This is a genomic window from Variovorax paradoxus (assembly GCF_024734665.1).
Taxonomy (GTDB): Bacteria; Pseudomonadota; Gammaproteobacteria; order Burkholderiales; family Burkholderiaceae_C; genus Variovorax.
On sequence record NZ_CP102931.1, the window covers coordinates 5,854,742 to 5,877,400 of the forward strand.

Sequence of the window (22,659 nt, forward strand, 5' to 3'; positions counted from 1 at the left end):
TGGGCGTCATCACGCAGCGACGCGGCGCTTATTCCTTGGTGACGTAGTCTTCAGCAGGCTTGTCGTTCGGGTTGGCCCAAGCGTTCTTGGTGGCTTCGCCCAGCGGCAGGCCGATGGTCACGCCTGCCGGGGGAATCGGCTTGAGGAACCACTTGTCGTACAGCTTGGCGAGTTCGCCCGACTTGGCCTGTGCCTTGATGCTGTCGTCCACGGCCTTCTTGAAGGCGGCGTCGTCCTTGCGGATCATGATGGCGATGGGCTCGACGGCCAGCACGTCGGACAGGATCTTGTAGTCCTTGGGCGACTTCGACTTGGCGGCCAGGGCAGCCAGGATCGAGCCGTCCATCACGAAGGCGTCGGCACGGCCGGTTTCGAGCAGCAGGAAGCTGTCGGAGTGGTCCTTGCCGTAGACCTCCTTGAAGGTCAGGTTCTCGGCGCGCTTTTGCTTGCGCACGGTCTGCAGCGGCGTGGTGCCGGTGGTGGTTGCAACCGTCTTGTCCTTCAGGTCGGCCAGCGAGTTGATGCCCGAGTTGGCCTTGACGACGATCTTGGTTTCTTCGACGTAGGTGGTCACGCCGAAAGCCACGTCCTTCTGGCGGGTGGCGTTGTTGGTGGTCGAGCCGCACTCGATGTCCACGGTGCCGTTCTGCACGAGCGGAATGCGGTTCTGCGAGGTCACGGGCTGGAACTTGACTTCGAGCTTCTTGCCGGCGGCCTTCTCGAGGTCCTTGATGATGTTGGCGCAGACGTCGTAGTGAAAGCCCGTGTATTGGCCATTGCCCAGTGTGTACGACAGGCCCGACGATTCACGCACGCCTTCGGTGATGACGCCGGAAGCCTTGATCTTGGCCAGCGTGTCATTGGCTTGCGCCATCGCGCCGCCAGCGGCCAGTGCCGCGACTGCCAATGCCAATACTTGTTTTTTCATACGGAAAACTCCTGAGGGTGACTGAAACAGATACAACTAAATTCTAGACATTTACATTTTGCGTGATACCCGGACCAACCCGGTGCATACACACACACACTGCACCGGGCATGCGCATGGCAGCGCCAGCCTGGTGCGATCCTGCCTCCTGGCATTGTCTGACTTTCACTAAGCAGCCTTTATGCCCGAAGCCTGGCCCGAAGGCTCGGCAGCCGGCGGAACCGGCGCGGCCGACAGGCGCACCGGCTGCGTCAGGTTCTCGGGCACGAGCAGCGCCTCCATCTCGGCGCGCGTCATGATGCCCAGCGATTCGGCCACCAGGTCGATCGGCCCGCCGGTGGCGAGCGCGGTCTTGGCGATGAGCGCGGCCTTTTCGTAGCCGATGAGCGGGTTGAGCGCCGTGACCAGCGTGACCGATTCGCGCACCCTCTTGGCAAGGAACTCGCGGTTGGCCTCGATGCCGTCGACGCAGTTCACCTGCAGCGTGATGCAGGCCCGGCTCAGGTGCTGGATGCTCTTGAACAGGCTCCAGCCCATGATGGGCTCGAAGGCGTTGAGCTGCAGCTGGCCGGCTTCCGAAGCCATCGTCACGGTGACGTCGTTGCCGATGACCTCGAAGGCCACCTGGTTCATGACTTCCGGGATCACCGGATTGACCTTGCCCGGCATGATCGACGAGCCCGCCTGCCGCGCCGGCAGCCGGATTTCGCCGAAGCCGGCCTGCGGGCCGCTGGACAGCAGGCGCAGGTCGTTGCAGGTCTTGCTGAGCTTGGTCGCCACGCGCTTGAGCACGCCCGACAGCTGCACGAAGGCGCCCGTGTCCTGCGTGGCCTCGATGAGGTTGGCCGCCTGCTTGAGCGGCACGCCGGTCTGCTCGGCGAGGTACTGGCAGGCCAGGTTCGCGTAGCCGTGCGGCGCGTTGATGCCGGTGCCGATGGCGGTGGCGCCGAGGTTGATTTCTTCGATGAGCGCGCGGGCCTCGCCAAGGCGGGCCTCGTCTTCCCCGATCATGATCGCGTAGGTCAGGAACTCCTGGCCCAGCGTCATCGGCACCGCGTCTTGCAGCTGGGTGCGGCCGATCTTGAGGATGTCCTTGAACTCGAGCGCCTTGGCCTCGAAGCTGCGACGCAGGGTGGCCATCGATTCGAGCAGCCGGCCGATGGCGAACCACAGCGCCAGCCGCACTGCCGTGGGGTACACGTCGTTGGTGCTCTGCGAGGCGTTGACGTGGTCGTTGGGGTGCAGCACGTCGTAGCGCGCCTTCTCGTGGCCCAGCTTTTCGAGCGCGAGGTTGCAGATGACCTCGTTGGCGTTCATGTTGGTCGAGGTGCCCGCGCCGCCCTGGATGACGTCGACCACGAACTCGTCGAGCAGCTTGCCGTCGATGATGTCCTCGCAGGCCAGGATGATGGCCGCCGCGCGGTCTCGATCGATGGCGCCGAGGTCGGCATTGGCGCGCGTGGCGGCCTTCTTCACGTAGGCCAGCGCTCGCACCAGGTCGGGCATGGCCGAGATGCGCGTGCCGGAGATGGGGAAGTTCTCGACCGCACGCGCCGTGTGCACGCCCCAGTAGGCGACGGCAGGGATCTGCTTGTCGCCGAGGAAGTCGTGTTCAGTCCTGAAATTGGAGCTCATACAGGTTCCTCGGCTTAAAAAAAAGCACGCGTAGGGCGCGTGCCGGAGATGTTGCTGTGACAGCGACTAAAAGCAGCCGCGACTGTAGAGGCGCCGGGTTCGGGGCGCCAATGCCGTTTGCGGGGAGTCCTATGCGCGGCATTTATAGATTGTGCGGTGCACAAATCTCCGTTGTCAGCGGTGCGGCTGGGTGCCGACCAGGTAAGACCATAGCGCATCGGCGGTGCGTTTGGGTTGCAGGCTGTCAGCGGCTGCAGCCTTGCTGGCGGCACGGCTGGCGCCGGCCTTGACCGGCACCGGCGCGCCGGGCCGTTCGCGGTAGGCGCGGATTTCCATGGTCGCCTCCAGGCTGTCGATTTCGGGCGGCAGCGCGCTCACGAGCTTGCGGGCCTTGATCTCCTTGCGCACCGCACTCTGCGGCAGGAAGGCGATGCCGTGGCCTTCGAGCGCCATGACCTTCAGGCCTTCGGCCATGTCGGTCTCGTAGACCCGGTCGAGGTGGATGGCAGTGCCCGACTCCTTCAGCAACTGGTCGACCACGCGGCCCAGGTAGGCGCCTGGCGCATAGCCCAGGTAGGGCAGCGGCTGGCCGGGACGCCCCGGCAGCCGGTAGCGCGGCGCACCTTCGGCATCGGCCTTGACCCAGGGGGCCACGGTTTCCTCGCCGAGGCTGACCATCTCGTACTTGTTGGCATCGAGCTGCAGCGGCTGCGAGGGGTGGTGGTAGGCGATCAGCAGGTCGCAGCTGCCTTCGACCAGCCGCAGCACCGCGTCGTGCACGTTGAGCGCGATGAGGCGGCTCTTGATCGGCCCGAAGTGCTCGCGCAGGCTGGTCACCCACGAGGGGAAGAAGGTGAAGGCCAGCGTGTGCGGCACGGCGATCTCGATCACGTCCTGCCCGGCGGCCGAGTGCCCGCGCAGCATGGCCCGGGTGCTCTGCAGCGACTGCAGCATCTCGATGGCCTGGCTGTAGAGCGTCTGGCCCGCTGGCGTGAGCCGTGTGGGGTAGGAGCTGCGGTCGACCAGGTCAGTGCCGGCCCAGCCTTCGAGCGCCTGGATGCGGCGGGAAAACGCCGGCTGGGTCACATGCCTCAATTGAGCCGAGCGGCTGAAGCTGCGGGTTTCCGCCAAACTGATGAAGTCTTCGAGCCACTTGGTTTCCATACGCGGCGATTATGCGAGCGCCGCGCCATACTGGGCGCCCCCTCCTTTTCCCGCACTCGCCATGCCTTCAGCCGACCTGCTCGAACTCAGCGCCACCGAACTCTCCCGCCGCATCGCCGCGCGCGACGTGTCCTGCCGCGAGGTGATGCAGGCCTCGCTGGCCCGCATCGAGGCGCTGAACCCGCGCTTCAACGCCATCGTGTCGCTGCGCGATCCGGCGCAGTTGCTGGCGGAGGCCGACGAGCGCGACGCCGAACTGGCGCGCGGCGAACGGCGCGGCTGGATGCACGGCTTTCCGCTGGCGGTGAAAGACCTGAGCCACGCCGCCGGCCTGCCGACCTCCATGGGCTCGCCGCTGTCGCCGCGTTCGCCGGCGCGCACCGACAGCCTGCACGTGGCCCGCGCCAGGGCGGCCGGCACAGTCGTCATCGGCAAGACCAACACGCCCGAGTTCGGGCTCGGCTCGCACACCTACAACACGGTGTTCGGCATCACGCGCAACGCCTATGCACCCGAGCGCAGCGCGGGCGGCAGCAGCGGCGGTGCGGCCGTGGCGCTGGCCCTGGGCATGCTGCCCGTGGCGGACGGCAGCGACATGATGGGATCGCTGCGCAACCCGGCCGCCTTCAACAACGTGATCGGCATGCGGCCATCGCGCGGGCGTGTGCCGGGCAACCCCGACGAGGAACTGTTCTTCCAGCAGCTGGGCTGCGAAGGCCCGATGGCGCGCACGGTGGAAGACGCGGCGCGGCTGCTGGCCGTGCAGGCGGGCTTCGACACGCGCGTGCCGCTGTCGTCACCGCACGCCCTGCCCTCGCCCGATACGCTGCAGCTGGACGGCGACGGCAAGGGCCTGCGCATCGGCTGGCTCGGCAGCATCTGGCCTGACCTGCCGCTGGCCCCCGGCATCCGCGAGCTGGGCGAGAAGGCGCTCGGCACCTTCCGCACCATCGGCTGCGAGGTCGAGCCCTGCACGCTCGACGTGCCGCGCGAGCACAACTGGAGCGCGTGGCTGCGGTTGAGGCAACTGCTGGTGGGCGGCAAGCTCGGTGCCTACCTCAGCGACCCGAAGCTGTTCGGGCAGCTCAAGCCCGAGGCCCAATGGGAAATCGAGCAGAGCCGGCACCTCGATGCGGCTTCGCTGTACCAGGCATCGGTGTACCGCTCGAACGTGTACCGAGCATTCCTGAAGCTGTTCGAGCGTTTCGACTTCGTGCTGGCACCGACGGCGCAGGTGTTTCCGTTCGATGCCGAGTTGCACTGGCCGGCCGAGGTGGATGGCGTGAAGAGCGACACGTACCACCGCTGGATGGAGATCGTCACGCCGTTCACGCTGGCCGGGTTGCCGACGCTGAATGTGCGCGCCGGCTTCGGCGAAGGCGCGCTGCCGATGGGGCTGCAGCTGGCGGGGCCGATTCATGCGGACCTCGACGTGCTGCGGCTCGGGCATGCCTATGACCAGGCCTGCGGCTGGGCGGCGCACCGCCCCTCCGCATTGGGCTGAGGCCTCAGATCGGCGTCAACACGCCGCGCCCCGCGAAGTGCCCTTCGGCATTCGCGAGGAAATGGTCGACCGACTTCTGCGTCGCCTCGGGCGACCAGCCGGCCATGTGCGGCGTCAGCAGCACGTTGTCGAGGCCGACCAGCGGCTCGGGCCGCTTCGGTTCGCTCTCGTACACGTCGACGCCGGCCCCGGCGATGCGGTTCTCGCGCAATGCGGCCGCCAGTGCCTCGGTGTCGACCACGCTGCCGCGCCCGATGCTCACCAGGTAGCCCTGCGGCCCCAGCGCGTCGAGCACTTCGGCGTTGACCAGATGCTTGGTCGCCGGCCCGCCCGGTGCGGCCAGCACCAGGAAGTCGGCCCACGCGGCCAGCGACTTCAGGTCGTCGAAGTAGCGCTGCGTTGCGCCTTCGCGCGGCTTGCGGTTGTGATAGCCGACCTCCATGTCGAAGGCCGCCGCTCGCTTCGCGATCTTCTGGCCGATGGTGCCCAGCCCCAGGATGCCCAGCTTCTTGCCCGACACGTTCGGCGGCTGCGGAATGGCTTCGCGCCACACGCCCTCGCGGCACAGCCGGTCGAGCTTGCGGAACTCGCGCACGATGCTGATCAGCAGGCCGAAGGCGTGGTCGGCCACGCAGTCGTCGTTGGTGCCCGCGCCGTTGGCCGTCGCGATGCCGCGAGCGCGCGTCACTTCGAGCGGCACGCCTTCGTAGCCCGCGCCCATGCAGCAGATCAACTCCAGCGCCGGCATCGCCGCGATTTCCTCGGGCGTGATGCCGATGACGCCGATGGTCAGCACCGCGCGAAACTTCTTGCCGTGCTCGGCGATGGCGGCCGCGCGCAGGGCGGGGTCGAAGGCGTAGGTCATGTCATAGACCTCGGCAATCTGGGCCTGGTGGGCACTCGAAAGGCCGCTGAGCACCAGCAGGGGAATCTTGGTCGACACGTCTGAACTCCTGAAATCGATAAAAAGGAATGGATGATCGCGCTACATCAATGGAGTTGCTTCGCTCTTCTGCAAAGCCCACATCTGGGCGTAGCGGCCCTGCTTCGCGAGCAGCTCGGCATGCGTGCCGCGCTCGACGATCACGCCCGACTCCAGCACCAGGATCTCGTGCGCGTCGACCACCGTCGACAGGCGGTGCGCGATGACCAGCGTGGTCTTGTCCTGCGCGGCGCTCTTCAGCTCGGACTGGATGGCGCGCTCGTTGGCCGAGTCGAGCGCCGAGGTGGCCTCGTCGAAGATCACGATCGGCGGGTTCTTCAGCAGCGTGCGCGCAATGGCCACGCGCTGCTTCTCGCCGCCCGAGAGCTTCAGGCCGCGCTCGCCCACGGTCGTGTCGTAGCCCTTGGGCGTGGCCACGATGAAGTCGTGGATGCGCGCGGCGCGTGCCGCGGCCTCCACCTCTTCGCGGCTCGCCCCCGGGCGGCCGTAGGCGATGTTGTATTCGACCGTGTCGTTGAACAGCACCGTGTCCTGCGGGACGATGCCGATGGCGCGGCGCACGCTTGACTGAGTGACCTCGCGAATGTCTTCCCCGCCGATGGTGATGCGGCCGTGCTGCACGTCGTAGAAGCGGTACAGCAGCCGCGCCAGCGTGGACTTGCCCGAGCCCGAAGGCCCGACCACCGCCACCGTCTTGCCGGCGGGAATCTCGAAGCTCACGTGCTTGAGGATGGGCCGCGCGGCCTCGTAGGCAAAGCTCACATCCTCGAAGCGCACGGTGGCGTCGGTACCTGCCAGCGGCTGCGCGCCGGGCGCATCGCGCACCTCGCGCTCTTTTTCCATCAGCACGAACATCTTGTCGAGGTCGGTAAGGCTCTGCTTGATCTCGCGGTAGATCACGCCCAGGAAGTTCAGCGGAATGTAGAGCTGGATCATGAAGGCGTTGACCATCACCAGGTCGCCCAGCGTCATGCGCCCTTCGACCACGCCCGAGGTGGCGCGCCACAGCATCAGCACCAGGCTCACTGCAATCAGCAGTTGCTGCCCGGTGTTCAGCATGCTCAGCGTGCGCTGGCTCTTGATGGCGGCCTTGCGGTAGCGGTCGAGGCTGGCGTCGTAGCGGCCGGCCTCGAAGTCTTCGTTGTTGAAGTACTTGACGGTTTCGTAGTTCAGCAGCGAATCGACCGCGCGGCTTTGCGCCACCGAGTCGAGCTCGTTCATGGTCTTGCGGAACTGCGTACGCCATTCGGTCACCGTCACGGTGAAGGTGATGTACAGCACCAGCGCCGCCGCCGTGATCCAGACGAACAGCGAATCGAACTTCACGCCCAAGATGGTGAGCACCAGCACCAGCTCGATGATGGTCGGCACGATGCTGTAGAGCGACATCGAGATGAGCGAGTGCACGCCGCGCGTGCCGCGCTCGATGTCGCGCGTCATGCCGCCGGTCTGGCGCTCCAGGTGAAAGCGCAGGCTCAGTGCGTGCAGGTGGCGGAACACCTCCAGCGCAATCTGCCGGGCCGTGCCCTCGGTGGCCTTGGCGAAGATCAGCTCGCGCAGTTCGCCGAACAGAGAGGTCGAGAAGCGCAGCAGGCCATAGGCAAGCAGCAGGCCGATGGGCACGATGAGCAGTGCCTGGGCCAAGTCGGGAGCACCCGGCTTCGGCGTCATCGTGTCGACCAGGTTCTTCAGCAGCACCGGCACGCCGACGTTGGCCACCTTGGCGCCCACCATGAAGGCCAGCGCCGCGGCCACCCGCCACTTGTACTGCCAGAGATAGGGAAACAGGCGGCGCAGCGTCGCCCAGTCGGAACGGTCGCTGCGCGCCGGCGGGTGGCCGCCGGCTGTGTGAGGGGAAGGAAGGGCTTCGCCGCTTCGGCGCATGGGAGACAATCGTGGTTGCTTGTTTGTTCCAGATTGTGCCCATGTCAGATACTTCCAGTGCCGCCGCTGCTGCCACCCTCAAAAGCCTGCCCACCGACATGGAGCTGGTGCTCAAGGTCATCCCGATGCCGGCGGACTGCAACGCCAACGGCGACATCTTCGGCGGCTGGGTCATGGCGCAGTGCGACCTGGCCGGCTCGGTGATCCCGGCGCGCTACGCCAAGGGCCGCCAGGCCACGGTTGCCGTGAACGAATTCATCTTCAAGCAACCGGTGCGGCTGGGCGACATCCTGTCGTTCTATTCGAAGCTGGTGCGCATCGGGCGCACCTCGGTCACGGTCACGGTCGAGGTGTTCGCCGAGCGCTTCCGGGCGCAGGGCGAGTACATCAAGGTGACGCAGGCGACCTTCACCTACGTGGCCATCGACGACAACGGCCGCCCACGGCCGATCGAACAGCAGCCCTGAGCCACGCCCCTGGGCTCAGACGCCCGGGTCGCGCACCCGCTCGAAGCGCTCGAATTCGCGGTTGACCCAGCGCCCGTCGCGCCGCTCGACGCGGCGGATGTACACGGTCTGCACGATGTCGCGGGTGTGGGCGTCGATCTCTACCGGGCCGCGCGGGCTGTCGAGCTTCACACCCCGGAACGCATCCACCAGCCGCTCCCCGACCACGCCGCCGCGCGCCACGGGCGAGCTCATCGCCGCATCGATGGCGGCGAGCGCATCGTGGGCCGCGACCGCAAAGTAGCCCGGGCGCAGGTGGCTGCCGTACTCCTTCTCGAAGATGCCAGTGAAGCGGCGGTTGGCCGGCGACTCGTGCGCAAACGAATAGTGGTGGCTGGTGACGAGGCCGTCGGCCAGTTCGCCGATGCCTTCGAGGTAATGGTCGTCGGTGGCGTCGCCGGTTGCCAGCAGTCGGATGCCGGTGTCGGCCATGCCGCGGTCGCGCCAGAACTTGAGGAAAGTGGCCGGCATCTGCCCCGAGGGCAGGAAGAAGAACACCGCCTGCGGCTTGAGTTCGCGCAGCCGCAGCATGTAGGCCGAGTAGTCGAGCGTGTTCAGCGGCACCCGCAGCATCGCGCCGACCCGGCCGCCGCCCGCGGTGATGCCCGAGACAAAAGCGCTTTCGGCATCGACGCCCGAGGCGTAGTCGGCCACCACGGTGCAGACGTCGCGCAACCCCTGCTGCAGCGCCCATCGCGCCAGCGGCAGCGTGACCTGGCCGATGGTGAAAGACACCCGCACCGCGAACGGGCAGCGCGCCGTGATGCCCGAGGAGGCCGCGTTCATCACCACCAGAGGCAGCTTCGCCTGCGTGGCGACTGTGCCGACGGCGTAGGCGTTGGAGCTGAAGTCCAGGCCCGCCAGCAGATCGACGCGCTCGCTCTCCACGAGATCTTGCGCATGGCGGCGTGCCTGCTCGGGCGCGCTGCCGGGCACGTCGCGCCGCAGCAGTTCGACCGGCCGGCCCGCGATGTTCTGGTTGTGCGCCGCCAGCCAGACGGCCATGCCGGCATCGAACTGCCGACCGCCGCCCGCGTAGGGGCCGGACCATGAACCGATGACGCCGATGCGCAGCGGGCGCACGCGTGCCAAGGCCAGCGAAGGCGCTGCCAAGGCGCCTGCCAGCAAGCCGAAAGTACGCCGGCGCGTGAAGTTGGATGCTACTTTTTCAGTAGCATCATTCGCCCGCTGGCCGGGCGTTGTGAGCGTTCTTGTCTCTGAAACTTGCACGGCGGCCAGTGTACGCGTGCAAGCCCCGAAAACGCATCAGACCTTGGAGAAGTCCGGCTTGCGTTTCTCCATGAAAGCGCCGAAAGCTTCGCGTGCCGCCGGCTCGCGCAGCATGCGGCCGAAGCTCGCGCCCTCCTCGCCCATACGCTCGAGCACGGCGGGCATTTGCGCCTTCTTCAGCAGACGCTTGGTTTCCACCAGCGCGCTCAGCGGCTTGGCCGCCAGCTTGCGAGCCTGCGTCTGCGCGATGGCGTTCGCCTCGGTCGGCGGCACCACGCGGTTGACCAGGCCCACTTCGAGAGCGGCCTCGGCCATGAAGGGCTCGCCCAGCAGCAGAGCCTCGGCCGCGCGGTGGTAGCCCAGCATCTGCGGCACCAGCAGGCTCGATGCAGCCTCGGGGCACAGGCCCAGGTTCACGAAGGGCATCGAGAAGGCGGCGTTGTCGCCTGCATAAACCAGGTCGCAATGGAACAGCATCGTGGTGCCGATGCCCACGGCCGGGCCGCACACGGCCGCAACGATGGGCTTGGGGAAGGTCGCGATGCCGCGCAGGAAGCGAAACACCGGCGACTCTTCCGTCGACGGCGGGCCGTTGAGGAAGTCGCCGATGTCGTTGCCCGCGCTGAAGATCGTCGGGTCGCCCTGGATCAGCACGCAGCGCACGGCCGCTTCGCTCTCGGCCGTAGCCAACGCGTCAGCCAGCTCGGCATACATCGCGCTGGTGATCGAATTCTTCTTGTCGACTCGGTTGAAGGTGATGGTCATCACACCGGCTTCGGTGTGGACGAGGATGTCGCTCATGGGTAGTGTCCTTGGATGAAAAAGATTGGCACCGTGGTCAGGCGCAAAGGGCTTCGCGGACGAAATCGAGGCGGTCTTGCCCCCAGAACATCTCGCTGCCGACGAACATGGTGGGAGCGCCGAACACGCCGCGCTCCACGGCTTCCTGCGTGACGGCCTTGAGGCGGTCCTTGGTTTCCTGCGCGCCGGCCAGCGCAAGCAGGCCCGCGGCATCGAAGCCCGCATTTTGCAAGACGGCACCGACGGTCGCCGGGTCGTTGAGGTTCTTCGGATCGACCCACATCGCGTGGAAAACCGCATCGACGTACGCACCAAAGCGCGTCGGCTCTTTCATCTGGACACCGGTGGCGCCGCGCATCAGCAGCAGCGTGTTGATCGGGAAGTGGGGGTTGTGCACGAAGGGCACGCCGTAGCGCTTGGCAAAGCGCTTCAGGTCGGTCGTCATGTACGGGCCCTTGGGCTTGATCTCGGCGGGCGAATGATTGCCGGTGGCCTGGAACACGCCGCCCAGCAGCATGGGCTTCCACACCAGCTCGGCGCCTGTGTCGGCGCAGATGTGCGGCAGTTGCGTCGCGGCCAGGTAGGCGGCTGGGCTGCCGAAGTCGAAATAGAAGTTGACTTGTTTTGTCATTGGTGTCTCCTTGTTGGTGCTTCGGGGCGCTTGTTGTTCGGGGGGTGTGCGAATGACACCGGGTACTCCCCTCCGCGAATGTCCCCCGCCTTCGGCTCCTCCTTTATTTCGCTGCGGGGAGCACCCGATGCCACTCGCACATGGGCGCTGCGCTTATGCCGGCCGATCAACCACTGCGTCCATCGATCACGTCGATGGTGTGCTCTGCGCAGCGAAATAAAGGAGGAGGCCGCAGGCCGGGGGACATTCGCGGAGCAGAGCACGCCGTCGGCGTGAGCGCTCCCTGAACAGCAAGGCTTCATCTCAGAACTTCTCTGACCACGGCCGCAGATCGAGCTCATGTGTCCACGCGTCGCGCGGCTGCGAATGCAGCATCCAGTACGCATCGGCGATGTGCTCGGGATTCAGGATGCCGTCGCTTTCCTTCAGCGCGTAACGCTCCGGGAAATTGCTGCGGATGAACTCGGTATCGATAGCGCCATCGACCACCACGTGCGCGACGTGAATGCCTTGCGGCCCGAGTTCGCGCGCCATCGACTGCGCCAACGCACGCAAGGCCATCTTCGCGCCCGAGAAGGCCCCGAAGTTGGCCGCACCGCGCAGCGATGCCGTCGCGCCGGTGAAGATGATCGTGCCGCGATGCCCACCCTTCGGGATCTCACGCGCCACCATTCGCTTCGCCACTTCGCGCCCGTTGAGAAAGCCAGAGAAGCAGGCCATCTCCCACACCTTGAAGTACTTGCGCGCGGTCTCGCTCAGGATGCTCTCGGGCACGTTGGCGCCGATGTTGAACACCATCACCTCGATCGGCCCGATGGTCGACTCGATCTGCTCGATGAGCTCGACCACTTCTTCTTCCTTGCGCGCATCGCAGGCGAAGGCGTGCGCACGACCGCCGTCGGCCTCGATCTGCGCGACCAGCGGCTGCAGCTTGTCGAGACTGCGGCGCGTGACGCAGGTGGCGAAACCTTCGCGCGCGAAGCGGCGAGCAATGGCGCCGCCAGTGGCGTCACCAGCGCCGACGATGAGTGCGGCTTTTTGCGGAGTGGTCATGTCTCTTTATTCCTTGTAGTAGACGATCTGGTTCGAGGTGGCGAGCAACACGCCTTTCTCGCTCCACAGATGCGCCGTCTGGTCGAAGAAACCGTTGAAGAACTGCTGCCCCGCCGCGCGGCCCAGCAGATAGCCCGTGCCGACCTCGGCCAGCTGCGCCGGCCCGACGTGAAAGTAAGTGGTGATCGACACCGTGCCCGCGGGCACGTGCTTCGCGCGGCGCAGCCACACACGCGGATAGAACATGTCGCTCATCGCGGCGAGCGATGCAAAGTCGAGCGGCCGCGGCTGTGCATCTCGCAGCCAGATTCGGGTTTCGCTGTGGTGCAGGCTCTCGTCCCACTTCGCGGGAATACCGCCGCTGAAGGGGCGCATCTCGTACTGGTTGATCCACGCCACGCCGGAGGGGCCGATGCTCATGCGGTCGACCGTCTCAGGCCTTGGCGCCTCGGGCATCGGCATGTCGCTCTCGCCCCAGGTATCGCGGCGCGCGGCCGTTACCACTGTGGCGGTGGTCGTCATGTTGGGCGCGCCGCTGGGGCCAGCCTGCGTGATCTGCACAGTCCAGTGCTGCGTCGAGCGGTTGGTGCGCACGGCAGTGGCCTGGATGTCGAACGCGCCGGCTTCGATCGCCGCCGCGTAGTTGACGGTGAGCGCGATGGGCGTGCCCAGCACGTCGGGGTGCTGCATCACCGACTGCAGCACCAGGGCCGCAGTGGTGCCGCCGAAGGGCCCGACCATGTTCCAGTAGTCGGGGCTGGTCATGCCTGTGAAGTGCCCCACGCGGATGTCGCTGTGGTGGATCGTCAGGGCTTTGTCGAAGGGGTGCTGCTGCGTGCTCATGATCGGCAGTGTGCATCCGGAGGCTGGCGTCACGCAGTCGTGTGCGGGACGTTGGCGTGCTGCACCGCAGTAAGCGCGGCCAGCCGGTGCAGCTTGTCGACCGTGCTCGGCCACAGGCTCTGGCTGAACTGCTCGCGGAAGAATCCGAAGTGACCGATGCGTCGGGCCTGCACGTCCGCCGGCGCGATGCGCTCCACCGCGCTCGGTGCGCCTGCATAGAAGCTCACCAGGCTTTCGGTGCCTGCGAGCGTCATGAGTTCGTCGTCGGTGATCGACAGCGCGAGCACCGGGAAGCGCACGCGGTTGTAGCTCTGCGATGCAAGCTCGCCCTCGGCGCCCACGCTGTAGCGCGGGTTGAGGCACCAGCGCCGCCATTGCAGGATCACGCCGCGCGGCAAGTCGCCGACCTTCTTCAGCTTGCGACCCGGAAAGTAGCCGAACAGCCGCGTGACCAGCGGCACGAGCACAAACCAGAAGTAGAGGATGCTGCGCCTGAGCTTCGGCGCGTTCTCGCGCCAGTAGCCGCTGCCGGCTGCGATGCTGACGAGGCCGTCGACTTGTTCCGGGCGCTGCAGGAAGCCCGGCAGTTGCGCGCCGAGACTGTGGCCCAACAAATAAAGCGGCTGGTCGGGCAGCGCGGCCTTGGCGCTGTCGATCACCGCTTCATAGTCGCGCGCCCAGTCGAACAGGTCGGCCTTGAAGCCGCGCAGCGACGCGTCGCCGCGCGAATCGCCCGAGCCCCGGTAGTCGAAGGTCCAGACGCGCAGGCCCTGCTGGTCTGCAAGCCACTGCGCGAAGGGTTCGTAGAACGACTGGCGCACGCCCATCGCGCCGCCGATCACGATGCTGGCGCGCGGTGCGTCGGCGGGTTCGTAGCAACGCACCGCCAGTTGCGTGCCACCGTCGACTGGGAGCTGCTGCGTCTGCATGGAGTTACGCAGTTCAGACGCGTTCAAAAATCCCTGCGGCGCCCTGGCCCATGCCCACGCACATCGTGACCATGCCGTACTTCAGGTTCTCGCGGCGCAGCGCATGCACCACGGTCGCCGAGCGGATGGCGCCCGTAGCGCCGAGCGGATGACCCAGCGCAATCGCGCCGCCCATCGGGTTGACCTTCGACGGATCGAGCCCCAGCGTGTTGATGACTGCGAGCGATTGCGCGGCAAAGGCTTCGTTGAGCTCGAACCAGTCGATGTCCTCGTGCTTCAGGCCGGCATAGCGCAGCGCGGCCGGAATCGCCTCGATCGGGCCAATGCCCATGATGTGCGGCGGCACGCCCTTGCTGGCGAAGCTCACGAAGCGCGCGAGCGGCGTGAGGCCGTACTGCTTCACGGCCTTTTCGCTGGCCAGGATCAGCGCGCCCGCGCCGTCCGAGGTCTGCGAGCTGTTGCCGGCCGTGACCGTGCCGCGCGCGGCGAACACGGTGCGCAGCTTGGCGAGGCCTTCGATGCTGGTGTCAGGGCGCGCGCCTTCGTCGAGGTTGACGGTGCGCGTCTTGGCAATCGACTCGCCTGTCTCCAGGTTCGGCGTGCGGTCGGTCACTTCGATGGGCGTGATCTCGTCGGCGAACTTGCCAGCCTTCTGCGCGGCCAGCGCCTTCTGGTGCGAGGCGAGCGCGAACTCGTCCTGCGCCTCGCGGCTCACCTTCCACTGCTGCGCGACCTTCTCGGCCGTGAGGCCCATGCCGTAGGCAATGCCCACGTCGCCTTCGCGCTCGAAGATCGAGGGCGACAGCGAGGGCGAGTTGCCCATCATCGGCACCATGCTCATGCTTTCGACACCGGCCGCGATCATCACGTCGGCCTCGCCAACGCGGATGCGGTCGGCCGCCATCTGCACGGCCGACAGGCCCGAAGCGCAGAAGCGGTTGACGGTGATGCCGCCGACGCTGGTCGGCAGGCCCGCCAACACCGCGCCGATGCGCGCGACGTTCAGGCCCTGCTGCGATTCGGGAATCGCGCAGCCACAGATGATGTCTTCGATGGCCTTCGGATCGAGGCTGGGCACGGCGGCCAGCGCGGCACGCAGCGTGGTGGCCAGCAGGTCGTCGGGGCGGTAGTTGCGGAAGTAGCCGCGGTGCGACTTGCCAATGGGGGTGCGGGTGGCGGAGACGATGTAGGCGTCTTGTACTTGCTTGCTCATGAAATCTGTCCTTAGTTGCGCACGGGCTTGCCGGTGCTGAGCATCCCCATGATCCGCTCCTGCGTCTTGGGGTGCACGATGAGCGAGCAGAACGCCTTGCGTTCCAGCGTCATCAGGTATTCCTCGGTCACGAGCGAGCCCGCGTCCACGTCGCCGCCGGTGACCACATTCGCGATCAGGCTGGCAATGTGGAAGTCGTGCGCGCTGATGAAGCCGCCGTCGCGCATGTTCACCAATTGGCCCTTGATGGTCGCGGCGCCGCTGCGGCCCGCCACGCGGAAGGTGCGGCGCAGCGGCGCGCGGTAGCCTGCGTCGGCCATGGCCTTGGCCTGCTGCAGCGCCACGTACAGGAGCTCGTCCTTGTTCGGCACGATCACGTCGCTGTCGAGCAGGTAGCCCAGCTTCTTCGAATCGAGCGCGCCAGTGCCGACCTTCGCCATCGCAGCGGCGGTGAAGCCTTCGGTCAGGAATGGCAGCAGGTCGGTGCCCGTCGAGGCCGAGGCGTTCTCCGCGGCGCGACGCGCAATGTAGGTCAGGCCGCCCGCGCCGGGGATCAGGCCCACGCCGACTTCGACCAGGCCGATGTAGCTTTCCATCGCCGCCACGCGCTTGGCCGAATGCACGGCCAGCTCGCAGCCGCCGCCCAATGCCATGCCGCGCACGGCCGAGATCACCGGCACGCTGGCGTAGCGGATCTTGAGCATCACGTTCTGCAGCTCTTCCTCGGCGCCTTCGACCGCGCCGATGCCCGCGACCACGAAGGCCGGCAGCATTGCCTGCAGGTCGGCGCCGACCGAGAACACTTCGTCGGGCGACCAGATCACCAGGCCCTTGTATTCGGCCTCGGCCAGCTCGACCGCGGCGCCAAGCGCCTCGGCCACGTCTGGGCTGATGGCATGCATCTTCGAATGGATGCTTGCGATGAGCACTTCACCATCGAGCGTCCACACGCGCACGTCGCCTTCGTCGCTGATGGTGGTGCCGGCGGTGTTGGCGTCAGCCGCGTTCGCGCCGAGCACGCTCTCGGGGAACAGCTGGCGGTCATGCACCGGCAGCCTGCGCTGCAGCACGAACTTGTTCTGCGATGCGCTCCACGAGCCTTCGGGCGTGTGCACGCCGCCCGCTTCGGCCACCGGGCCTTCGAACACCCACTTGGGCAGCGGCGCGGTGCTCAGCGCCTTGCCGGCGTCGATGTCTTCCTGCACCCACTTGGCGACCTGCGCCCAGCCGGCTTCTTGCCACAGCTCGAACGGGCCTTGCTTCATGCCGAAGCCCCAGCGCATTGCGAAGTCGATGTCGCGCGCGCTCTCGGCGATGTCGCCCAGGTGCACGGCGGCGTAGTGGAAGCCGTCGCGCAGGATGGCCCAGAGGAACTGGCCCTGCGGCCCTTCGCTCTCGCGCAGCAGCTTCAGGCGTTCGCCCGCGGGCTTCTTCAGCATGCGGCCGTACACCTCGTCGGCCTTGGCGCCGGCGGGCACGTATTCACCGCTCTTCAGGTCGAAGCGCAGGATGTCGCGGCCAACCTTCTTGAAGAAGCCGGCCTTGGCCTTCTGCCCCAGGTTGCCCAGTTCGAGCAACTTTGCGAGCACCGGGGGCGTCGCGAAGTTGGCGTAGAACGGGTCGGTCTCGGCATTGAGGTTGTCCTGCAGCGTCTTCACGACGTGGGCCATTGTGTCGAGGCCCACCACGTCGGCGGTGCGGAAGGTGCCCGAGCTTGCGCGGCCCAGCTTCTTGCCGGTGAGGTCGTCCACCACGTCGGGCGTGAGACCGAACTTCTCGACTTCCTTCAGCGTGGCCAGCATGCCGGCGATGCCAACGCGGTTGGCAATGAAGTTGGGCGTGTCATGCGCGCGCACCACGCCCTTGCCCAGCGTGCTGGTGACGAAGGCTTCGAGGTCATCGAGCACCTGCGGCTGCGTGGTGGGCGTGTTGATCAGTTCCACCAGGAACATGTAGCGCGGCGGGTTGAAGAAGTGAATGCCGCAAAAGCGCGGCTTCAGTGCTTCAGGCAGCGCCTCACTGAGCTTGGTGATCGACAGGCCCGAGGTGTTCGAGGCCAGGATCGAATGCTTGGCCACATGGGGCGCGATCTTCTTGTACAGATCGAGCTTCCAGTCCATGCGCTCGGCAATGGCTTCGATGATGAGGTCGCACTCACCGAGCTTGGCGAGGTCGTCTTCGTAGTTGGCCTGTTCGATCAGGCCCGCGTCGGCCACGTCGCCGAGCGGCGCGGGCTTGAGCTTCTTGAGGTTGTCGATGGCGCGCGTGACGATGCCGTTCTTCGGGCCTTCTTTTGCGGCCAGATCGAACAGCACGACAGGCACGCGCACGTTGACGAGGTGGGCGGCAATTTGCGCGCCCATCACGCCGGCGCCGAGCACGGCGACCTTCTTCACTTGAAATCGGGACATGTTGCTTGGTATTTCTTGGATTGGTTGCGCGCAGGCTTGTTACTGCACGCGGTTCCAGGTTTGAGTGCGCCAGAAGGGGCCCAGATAGCCACGCACTTCGAGCTTCTTGCCGCCGTCGACGGGCGTGTAGCTCGCGCGGTATTCCTTGCCGTTCTCGGGGTCGAGGATCTTGCCGCCTTCCCAGACTTCCTTGCCTTCGGCCTTCTTGCCGCCGCGGATGATGTCCAGGCCCACCATGGGCTTGCCCTTGCGGTCGTCGCTGCATTCGTCGCAGGTGGCGCCGGGCTTGGCGTCCTTGCCCAGTGCCTTTTCGATGCGGCCGAGCAGTGCACCGTTGGTTTCATCGATGCGGATCTCGGCCTTGACCTCACCGGTCTTGTCGTCAACGTTGCGCCACAGGCCGACCGGCGTGACCTGGGCCATGGCCGAGGCTGCGGTGACTGCGAACAGAACGGCGGCGAATGTTTTCTTCATGCGTGTCTCCCGGCGAAGTGAAGGAAAAGGCAACGGGCTTGCTTCAGGCCAGTGCCGCGTCGGTGTCCATCAGCACCTTGCTGCCGGCGCGCGCGGTACGCATCAGCGTTGCAGTCTCGGGGAACAGCTTGGCGAAGTAGAAGCGCGCGGTCTGCAGCTTGGCGACGTAGAACGGGTCGGTGTTGCCGGCGGCGATTTCGCGCAGGGCCACTTGCGCCATGCGGGCGAACAGGTAGCCGAACACGAAGTGGCCGGCCACGCGCAGGTAGTCGACAGCAGCGGCGCCCACTTCGTCGGGGTTCTGGAAGCCCTTGAAACCGATCTCGGTCGTGAACTTGGTTAGCTGGTCGCCCAGCATCGCGATCGGGTTGATGAACTCGGCCATCTTCTCGTTGACGCCCTCTTCTTCCACCAGCTTCGCAACCAGCTTGCCGAACTTCTTCAGCGAGGCACCGTTGTTGCCCAGCACCTTGCGGCCCAGCAGGTCCAGCGACTGGATGGTGTTGGTACCTTCATAGATCATGTTGATGCGGTTGTCGCGCACGAACTGCTCCATGCCCCATTCCTTGATGAAGCCGTGGCCGCCGAACACCTGCATGCACGAGTTGGTCGCAATGTGGCCGTTGTCGGTGATGAAGGCCTTGACGATGGGGGTCAGCAGCGCGACCAGTTCGCCCGAGTCCTTGCGCACCTTTTCGTCGGGGTGGTTGTGTTCCTTGTCGAGCAGCAGCGTGCAGAAGATCTGCAGCGCGCGGCCGCCTTCGGCATACGCCTTGGCGGTGAGCAGCATCTTGCGCACGTCGGGGTGCACGATGATGGGGTCGGCTTCCTTGTCCTTGGCCTTCACGCCGGAGAGCGAGCGCATCTGGATGCGGTCCTTGGCGTAGGCCAGCGCGTTCTGGTAGGCCACTTCGGTCAGGCCCAGCGACTGGTTGCCCACGCCCAGGCGCGCGGCGTTCATCATCACGAACATCGCGGCCAGGCCCTTGTTGGGCTCGCCCACCAGCGTGCCGGTGGCGCCTTCGATCACGATCTGCGCGGTGGCGTTGCCGTGGATGCCCATCTTGTGCTCCAGGCCTGCACAGAAGATCGGGTTGCGCTCGCCGAGCGAGCCGTCGGCCTTGACCTTGAACTTCGGCACCACGAAGAGGCTGATGCCCTTGCTGCCCTTGGGCGCGTCGGGCAGGCGGGCCAGCACCAGGTGAATGATGTTGCTCGTCATGTCGTGCTCGCCAGCCGAGATGAAGATCTTGCTGCCGCTGATGCGGTAGGTGCCGTCCGCCTGCGGCTCGGCCTTGGTGCGCAGCAGGCCGAGGTCGGTGCCGCAATGGGGTTCGGTCAGGCACATGGTGCCGGTCCATTCGCCGCTCGTGAGCTTGGGCAGGTAGGTCTTCTTCTGCTCGTCGGTGCCGTGGGCCGCCAGCGCCTCGTAGGCGCCGTGCGAGAGGCCGGGGTACATGGTCCAGGCCTGGTTGGCGCTGTTGAGCATTTCGAACAGGCACTGGTTCACCACGAACGGCAGGCCCTGGCCGCCGAAGGCCGGGTCGCACGACAGCGCGGGCCAGCCGCCTTCGATGTACTTGGCGTAGGCGTCCTTGAAGCCCTTGGGCGTCTTGACTTCGTGCGTGGTCTTGTCGAGCGTGCAGCCCTCTTCGTCGCCGCTGATGTTCAGCGGGAAGGTCACTTCGGCGGCGAACTTGCCGGCCTCTTCGATCACCGCGTTGATGGTGTCGGCATCGGTCTCGGCATGGGCCGGAAGCGCCTTGAGTTCCTCGGCGACGTTGAGCACTTCGTGCAGCACGAACTGCATGTCGCGCACGGGTGGGTTGTAGGTAGGCATCCGGAACTCTCCTGGTCGAAGCTAGATAGAAAAAGAAAAAGGGGAAAACGAAAACGGGACGGGCCGCGCGCTTCTTCAGCGCACGGTCTTGAGGCGGCGGCCGGCCGGCGCAGCCGTGTCAGCCTTGGGCGCATCGGGCGTGGCGCTGCGCGCGAGGATGTTGTCGAAGCCGACGTTGGCGCGGCCGATGGAGCCGGGCACCTGCAGGAAGCGCGCTTCGTAGTGCAGCGCGAGGATCAGGCCGTGAATCTCGAACGCCACCTGGCGCTCGTCGGCATCGGCGCGCAGATGGCCTTCGCTCTGCGACTGCACGATGGCGCGCAGCACTGCCGCCTGCCAGATGCTGACCGACTCGACCAGCGCGTCGCGCACCGGGCCCGGGCGGTCGTCGAATTCGGAGGCGCCGCTGATGTAGATGCAGCCCGAGTCGATTTCGGTCGAGGTGCGCTTCATCCAGTTGGCGAACATGGCGCGCAGGCGCGGCAGGCCGCGCGGCGCCTTCAGGGCGGGAAAGAACACTTCCTGCTCGAAGCGCGCGTGGTATTCGCGCACCACCGAGATCTGCAGTTCTTCGCGCGAGCCGAAGTGAGCGAACACGCCCGATTTGCTCATCTTGGTGATTTCAGCCACCGCGCCGATCGACAGGCCCTCGAGCCCGATCTGCGCGGCCAGCGCCAGCGCGGCGTCGACGATGACGGCCTTGGTCTGCTGGCCCTTCTGGGCGGCACGAGCGGGCTTGGCGGGAACGGCTGCTGCGGTCATCGTGGAATTTCCATGCAAAAACGAACGGTCGTTCTATTTTGCAGGGCTTTACCACTTTCGCCCGCAAGAAACCTTCAGGTATTGAAGGTTAATTGATGCGGGACGGGGCGCAATCGGCCCCATCCCTACCCCTCCGGAAGCTCTCTTCAGAACTCCTGCGACACCGGCCGCAGCACGACTTCGTTGATGTCCACGTTGGCCGGCTGCTCCACCGCGTAGACGATGGCGCGCGCCACCGAATCGGACGGGATCTGGTTGGCGTCGTAGAACGCTTTCACGCCCGCAGCAGACTCGGCATCGCTGCTGCCGAACTTCAGCTCCGACTCGACCGCGCCGGGCGACACGATGGTCACGCGCACGCCGCTGTTGCCCACTTCCACGCGCAGGCCTTCGGAGATGGCGCGCACCGCGTGCTTGGTTGCGCTGTAGACGGTGCCGATGGGCGTGAACACCTTCAGCCCGGCAATGGATGCGACGTTGACGATGTGCCCGCTGCCCTGCGCCTGCATGCGCGGCAGCACGGCGGCAATGCCGTAGAGCACGCCCTTGATGTTGACGTCGATGGTGCGGTCCCACTCGTCGACCTTGAGCTTGTCGAGGGGCGACAGCGGCATCACGCCCGCGTTGTTGACCAGCACGTCGATGCGGCCGAAGGCCTCGACGGTGGCGGCGGCGAGCTTGTCGAGGTCGGCGCGCTTGGCCACGTCGGTGGCCACGGCGATGGCCTCGCCGCCGGCTTCGCGGATCTCGGCGACGACCTTGTCGAGCCGGTCGGTGCGGCGGGCGGCCAGCACTACCTTTGCACCGCGCGCGGCCAGGTGGCGCGCCGTCGATTCGCCGAGCCCGCTGCTCGCGCCGGTGACGATGGCGACCTTGCCTTTGATGTTGTCTTGAACGGATGTCATGGGAAATTCCTTTCGGGTGTGTGGAAGAAGTGCCTCCAGTGTGGAAAATCCTCGTGTTCCCGTAAATGAAACTCTGGCGACTTCAGAATTCCTGAAAGAGGAACCCTCAACACCATGTCCAACCGTCTCGAAGCCCTGCGCGTGTTCTGCGCCGCCGCCGATGCCGCCAACTTCCGCGACGCGGCGGCGCGGCTTTCGGTATCACCGCAGGTGGTGACGCGCGCGGTGCGCGAGCTGGAAGACGAGCTGGGCGAGCCCCTCTTCCACCGCAGCACGCGCGGCGTGCAGCTCACCGACTTCGGCCGGCAGCTCTCGGAGCGGGCGCGCACCGCCCTGAGCGGAGTCGACGAACTCTTCCATCGCACCGACCGCCGCGCACTGTCGCAGCACGAGGGCACGGTGCGGGTCACGGCGCCGGGCATCTTCGGGCGCCAGCTCATCCCGCGGGCACTGGCGCCGATGCTCGCCGCGCATCCGGGCCTGGTGCTCGACCTGCGCGTCTCGGAGTCGCATGCCGACGTGGTCGGCGAGCAGATCGACATCGGCGTGCGCGTGGGCCCGCTGCGCGATGCCCGCTTCGTCGCGCGGCCGGTCGGCCGGATGGCGCTGCACGTGGTGGCCGCGCCCTCGCTGATCGCGCGCACCGGCGTGCCGAAGAAGATCGAGGCGCTGGCCTCGCTGCCGCTCACCGCATTGATCGACCGCAAGTCGGGCCGTCCCTGGCCGATGATGTTCCGCAAGGAGCGCCAGCTGGCCGTGACCTCGCCAGCCTTCGTCACCGACGACTTCGACACCGAGTGCGCCGCGGTGCTCGCGGGCCTGGGCTTCGCCCAGCTGATCGGCTCGCTGGCCGAGCCCTGGATCGAGCGCGGCGCGCTGGTGTCGGTGCTGGAGGCCGAGGCGCCCGAGCCGTGGCCGATCTACGTGTACCGCTCGCAACGAGCGCCTGTGCCGGCGCGCGTGCGGCTGGTGTATGACGAGCTGATCCGCGTGTTGCGCTGAA

The 22,659-nt window shown here is 66.4% G+C and carries 20 protein-coding genes; 3 read left to right on the forward strand and 17 right to left on the reverse strand.

The features are described from left to right. Positions 1 to 28: 28 nt before the first annotated feature. The 3 genes from NWF24_RS27625 to NWF24_RS27635 all read right to left on the reverse strand — a co-directional run bounded on the left by NWF24_RS27625 (position 29) and on the right by NWF24_RS27635 (position 3,727). On the reverse strand, positions 29 to 928 hold the full coding sequence (locus NWF24_RS27625; RefSeq protein ID WP_258351321.1) for an amino acid ABC transporter substrate-binding protein: 900 nt from the start codon (positions 926 to 928) through the stop codon (positions 29 to 31). A gap of 168 nt (positions 929 to 1,096) precedes the next feature. Beyond that, the gene (locus tag NWF24_RS27630) at positions 1,097 to 2,563 is read right to left on the reverse strand and encodes an aspartate ammonia-lyase (RefSeq protein ID WP_093079130.1); all 1,467 of its coding nucleotides are present in this window, start codon (positions 2,561 to 2,563) and stop codon (positions 1,097 to 1,099) included. 174 nt (positions 2,564 to 2,737) lie between these two features. Next, entirely contained in the window at positions 2,738 to 3,727 is a 990-nt protein-coding gene (locus tag NWF24_RS27635; protein WP_093057305.1) for a LysR substrate-binding domain-containing protein, read from the reverse strand. Positions 3,728 to 3,788: 61 nt separating this feature from the next. Here NWF24_RS27635 and NWF24_RS27640 point away from each other — a divergent pair, with 61 nt between their 5' ends. Beyond that, positions 3,789 to 5,231: an amidase gene (locus tag NWF24_RS27640; RefSeq protein ID WP_258351322.1), complete on the forward strand. Its 1,443-nt coding sequence runs from the start codon at positions 3,789 to 3,791 to the stop codon at positions 5,229 to 5,231. Between the two features lie 4 nt (positions 5,232 to 5,235). Here the strand turns inward: NWF24_RS27640 and NWF24_RS27645 are convergent, their stop codons facing one another. Then, complete coding sequence (locus tag NWF24_RS27645) at positions 5,236 to 6,174, reverse strand: 2-hydroxyacid dehydrogenase (protein ID WP_093057303.1); 939 nt, start codon at positions 6,172 to 6,174, stop codon at positions 5,236 to 5,238. 42 nt (positions 6,175 to 6,216) lie between these two features. After that, positions 6,217 to 8,058 (reverse strand): ABCB family ABC transporter ATP-binding protein/permease, encoded by a 1,842-nt coding sequence (locus NWF24_RS27650; protein ID WP_258351323.1) that lies wholly within the window; start codon positions 8,056 to 8,058, stop codon positions 6,217 to 6,219. 41 nt (positions 8,059 to 8,099) lie between these two features. Here NWF24_RS27650 and NWF24_RS27655 point away from each other — a divergent pair, with 41 nt between their 5' ends. After that, the gene (locus NWF24_RS27655; protein ID WP_081268377.1) at positions 8,100 to 8,525 is read left to right on the forward strand and encodes an acyl-CoA thioesterase; all 426 of its coding nucleotides are present in this window, start codon (positions 8,100 to 8,102) and stop codon (positions 8,523 to 8,525) included. A 15-nt stretch (positions 8,526 to 8,540) separates the two neighbouring features. Here the strand turns inward: NWF24_RS27655 and NWF24_RS27660 are convergent, their stop codons facing one another. The 12 genes from NWF24_RS27660 to NWF24_RS27715 all read right to left on the reverse strand — a co-directional run bounded on the left by NWF24_RS27660 (position 8,541) and on the right by NWF24_RS27715 (position 21,656). Further along, complete coding sequence (locus NWF24_RS27660) at positions 8,541 to 9,647, reverse strand: ABC transporter substrate-binding protein (RefSeq protein WP_309148888.1); 1,107 nt, start codon at positions 9,645 to 9,647, stop codon at positions 8,541 to 8,543. Positions 9,648 to 9,830: 183 nt separating this feature from the next. Further along, positions 9,831 to 10,595 (reverse strand): enoyl-CoA hydratase, encoded by a 765-nt coding sequence (locus NWF24_RS27665; RefSeq protein ID WP_093057301.1) that lies wholly within the window; start codon positions 10,593 to 10,595, stop codon positions 9,831 to 9,833. A gap of 37 nt (positions 10,596 to 10,632) precedes the next feature. After that, entirely contained in the window at positions 10,633 to 11,226 is a 594-nt protein-coding gene (locus tag NWF24_RS27670; RefSeq protein WP_258351325.1) for a 2-hydroxychromene-2-carboxylate isomerase, read from the reverse strand. Positions 11,227 to 11,529: 303 nt separating this feature from the next. Then, entirely contained in the window at positions 11,530 to 12,279 is a 750-nt protein-coding gene (locus NWF24_RS27675; protein ID WP_258351326.1) for an SDR family oxidoreductase, read from the reverse strand. A 6-nt stretch (positions 12,280 to 12,285) separates the two neighbouring features. Beyond that, a complete protein-coding gene (locus NWF24_RS27680) occupies positions 12,286 to 13,122 on the reverse strand; it encodes an acyl-CoA thioesterase (protein ID WP_258351327.1) in 837 nt (278 codons plus the stop codon). A 29-nt stretch (positions 13,123 to 13,151) separates the two neighbouring features. Next, the gene (locus NWF24_RS27685; protein WP_258351328.1) at positions 13,152 to 14,051 is read right to left on the reverse strand and encodes an alpha/beta hydrolase family protein; all 900 of its coding nucleotides are present in this window, start codon (positions 14,049 to 14,051) and stop codon (positions 13,152 to 13,154) included. Positions 14,052 to 14,064: 13 nt separating this feature from the next. Beyond that, the gene (locus NWF24_RS27690) at positions 14,065 to 15,264 is read right to left on the reverse strand and encodes an acetyl-CoA C-acyltransferase (protein ID WP_093057296.1); all 1,200 of its coding nucleotides are present in this window, start codon (positions 15,262 to 15,264) and stop codon (positions 14,065 to 14,067) included. 11 nt (positions 15,265 to 15,275) lie between these two features. Next, positions 15,276 to 17,675 carry a 3-hydroxyacyl-CoA dehydrogenase/enoyl-CoA hydratase family protein gene (locus NWF24_RS27695; protein WP_258351329.1) on the reverse strand — a complete coding sequence of 800 codons (2,400 nt, stop codon included), beginning with the start codon at positions 17,673 to 17,675 and terminating at the stop codon, positions 15,276 to 15,278. 39 nt (positions 17,676 to 17,714) lie between these two features. Next, a complete protein-coding gene (locus tag NWF24_RS27700) occupies positions 17,715 to 18,149 on the reverse strand; it encodes a DUF2147 domain-containing protein (RefSeq protein WP_093057294.1) in 435 nt (144 codons plus the stop codon). 43 nt (positions 18,150 to 18,192) lie between these two features. Next, positions 18,193 to 19,989 carry an acyl-CoA dehydrogenase C-terminal domain-containing protein gene (locus NWF24_RS27705; RefSeq protein ID WP_258351330.1) on the reverse strand — a complete coding sequence of 599 codons (1,797 nt, stop codon included), beginning with the start codon at positions 19,987 to 19,989 and terminating at the stop codon, positions 18,193 to 18,195. 75 nt (positions 19,990 to 20,064) lie between these two features. Then, entirely contained in the window at positions 20,065 to 20,751 is a 687-nt protein-coding gene (locus NWF24_RS27710; RefSeq protein ID WP_258351331.1) for a TetR/AcrR family transcriptional regulator, read from the reverse strand. A 146-nt stretch (positions 20,752 to 20,897) separates the two neighbouring features. Then, on the reverse strand, positions 20,898 to 21,656 hold the full coding sequence (locus NWF24_RS27715; protein WP_093057291.1) for an SDR family oxidoreductase: 759 nt from the start codon (positions 21,654 to 21,656) through the stop codon (positions 20,898 to 20,900). A gap of 114 nt (positions 21,657 to 21,770) precedes the next feature. On the opposite strand from NWF24_RS27715, the gene NWF24_RS27720 reads away from it, so the two are divergent. Beyond that, positions 21,771 to 22,658 carry a LysR family transcriptional regulator gene (locus NWF24_RS27720; RefSeq protein ID WP_258351332.1) on the forward strand — a complete coding sequence of 296 codons (888 nt, stop codon included), beginning with the start codon at positions 21,771 to 21,773 and terminating at the stop codon, positions 22,656 to 22,658. Position 22,659 lies beyond the last annotated feature (1 nt).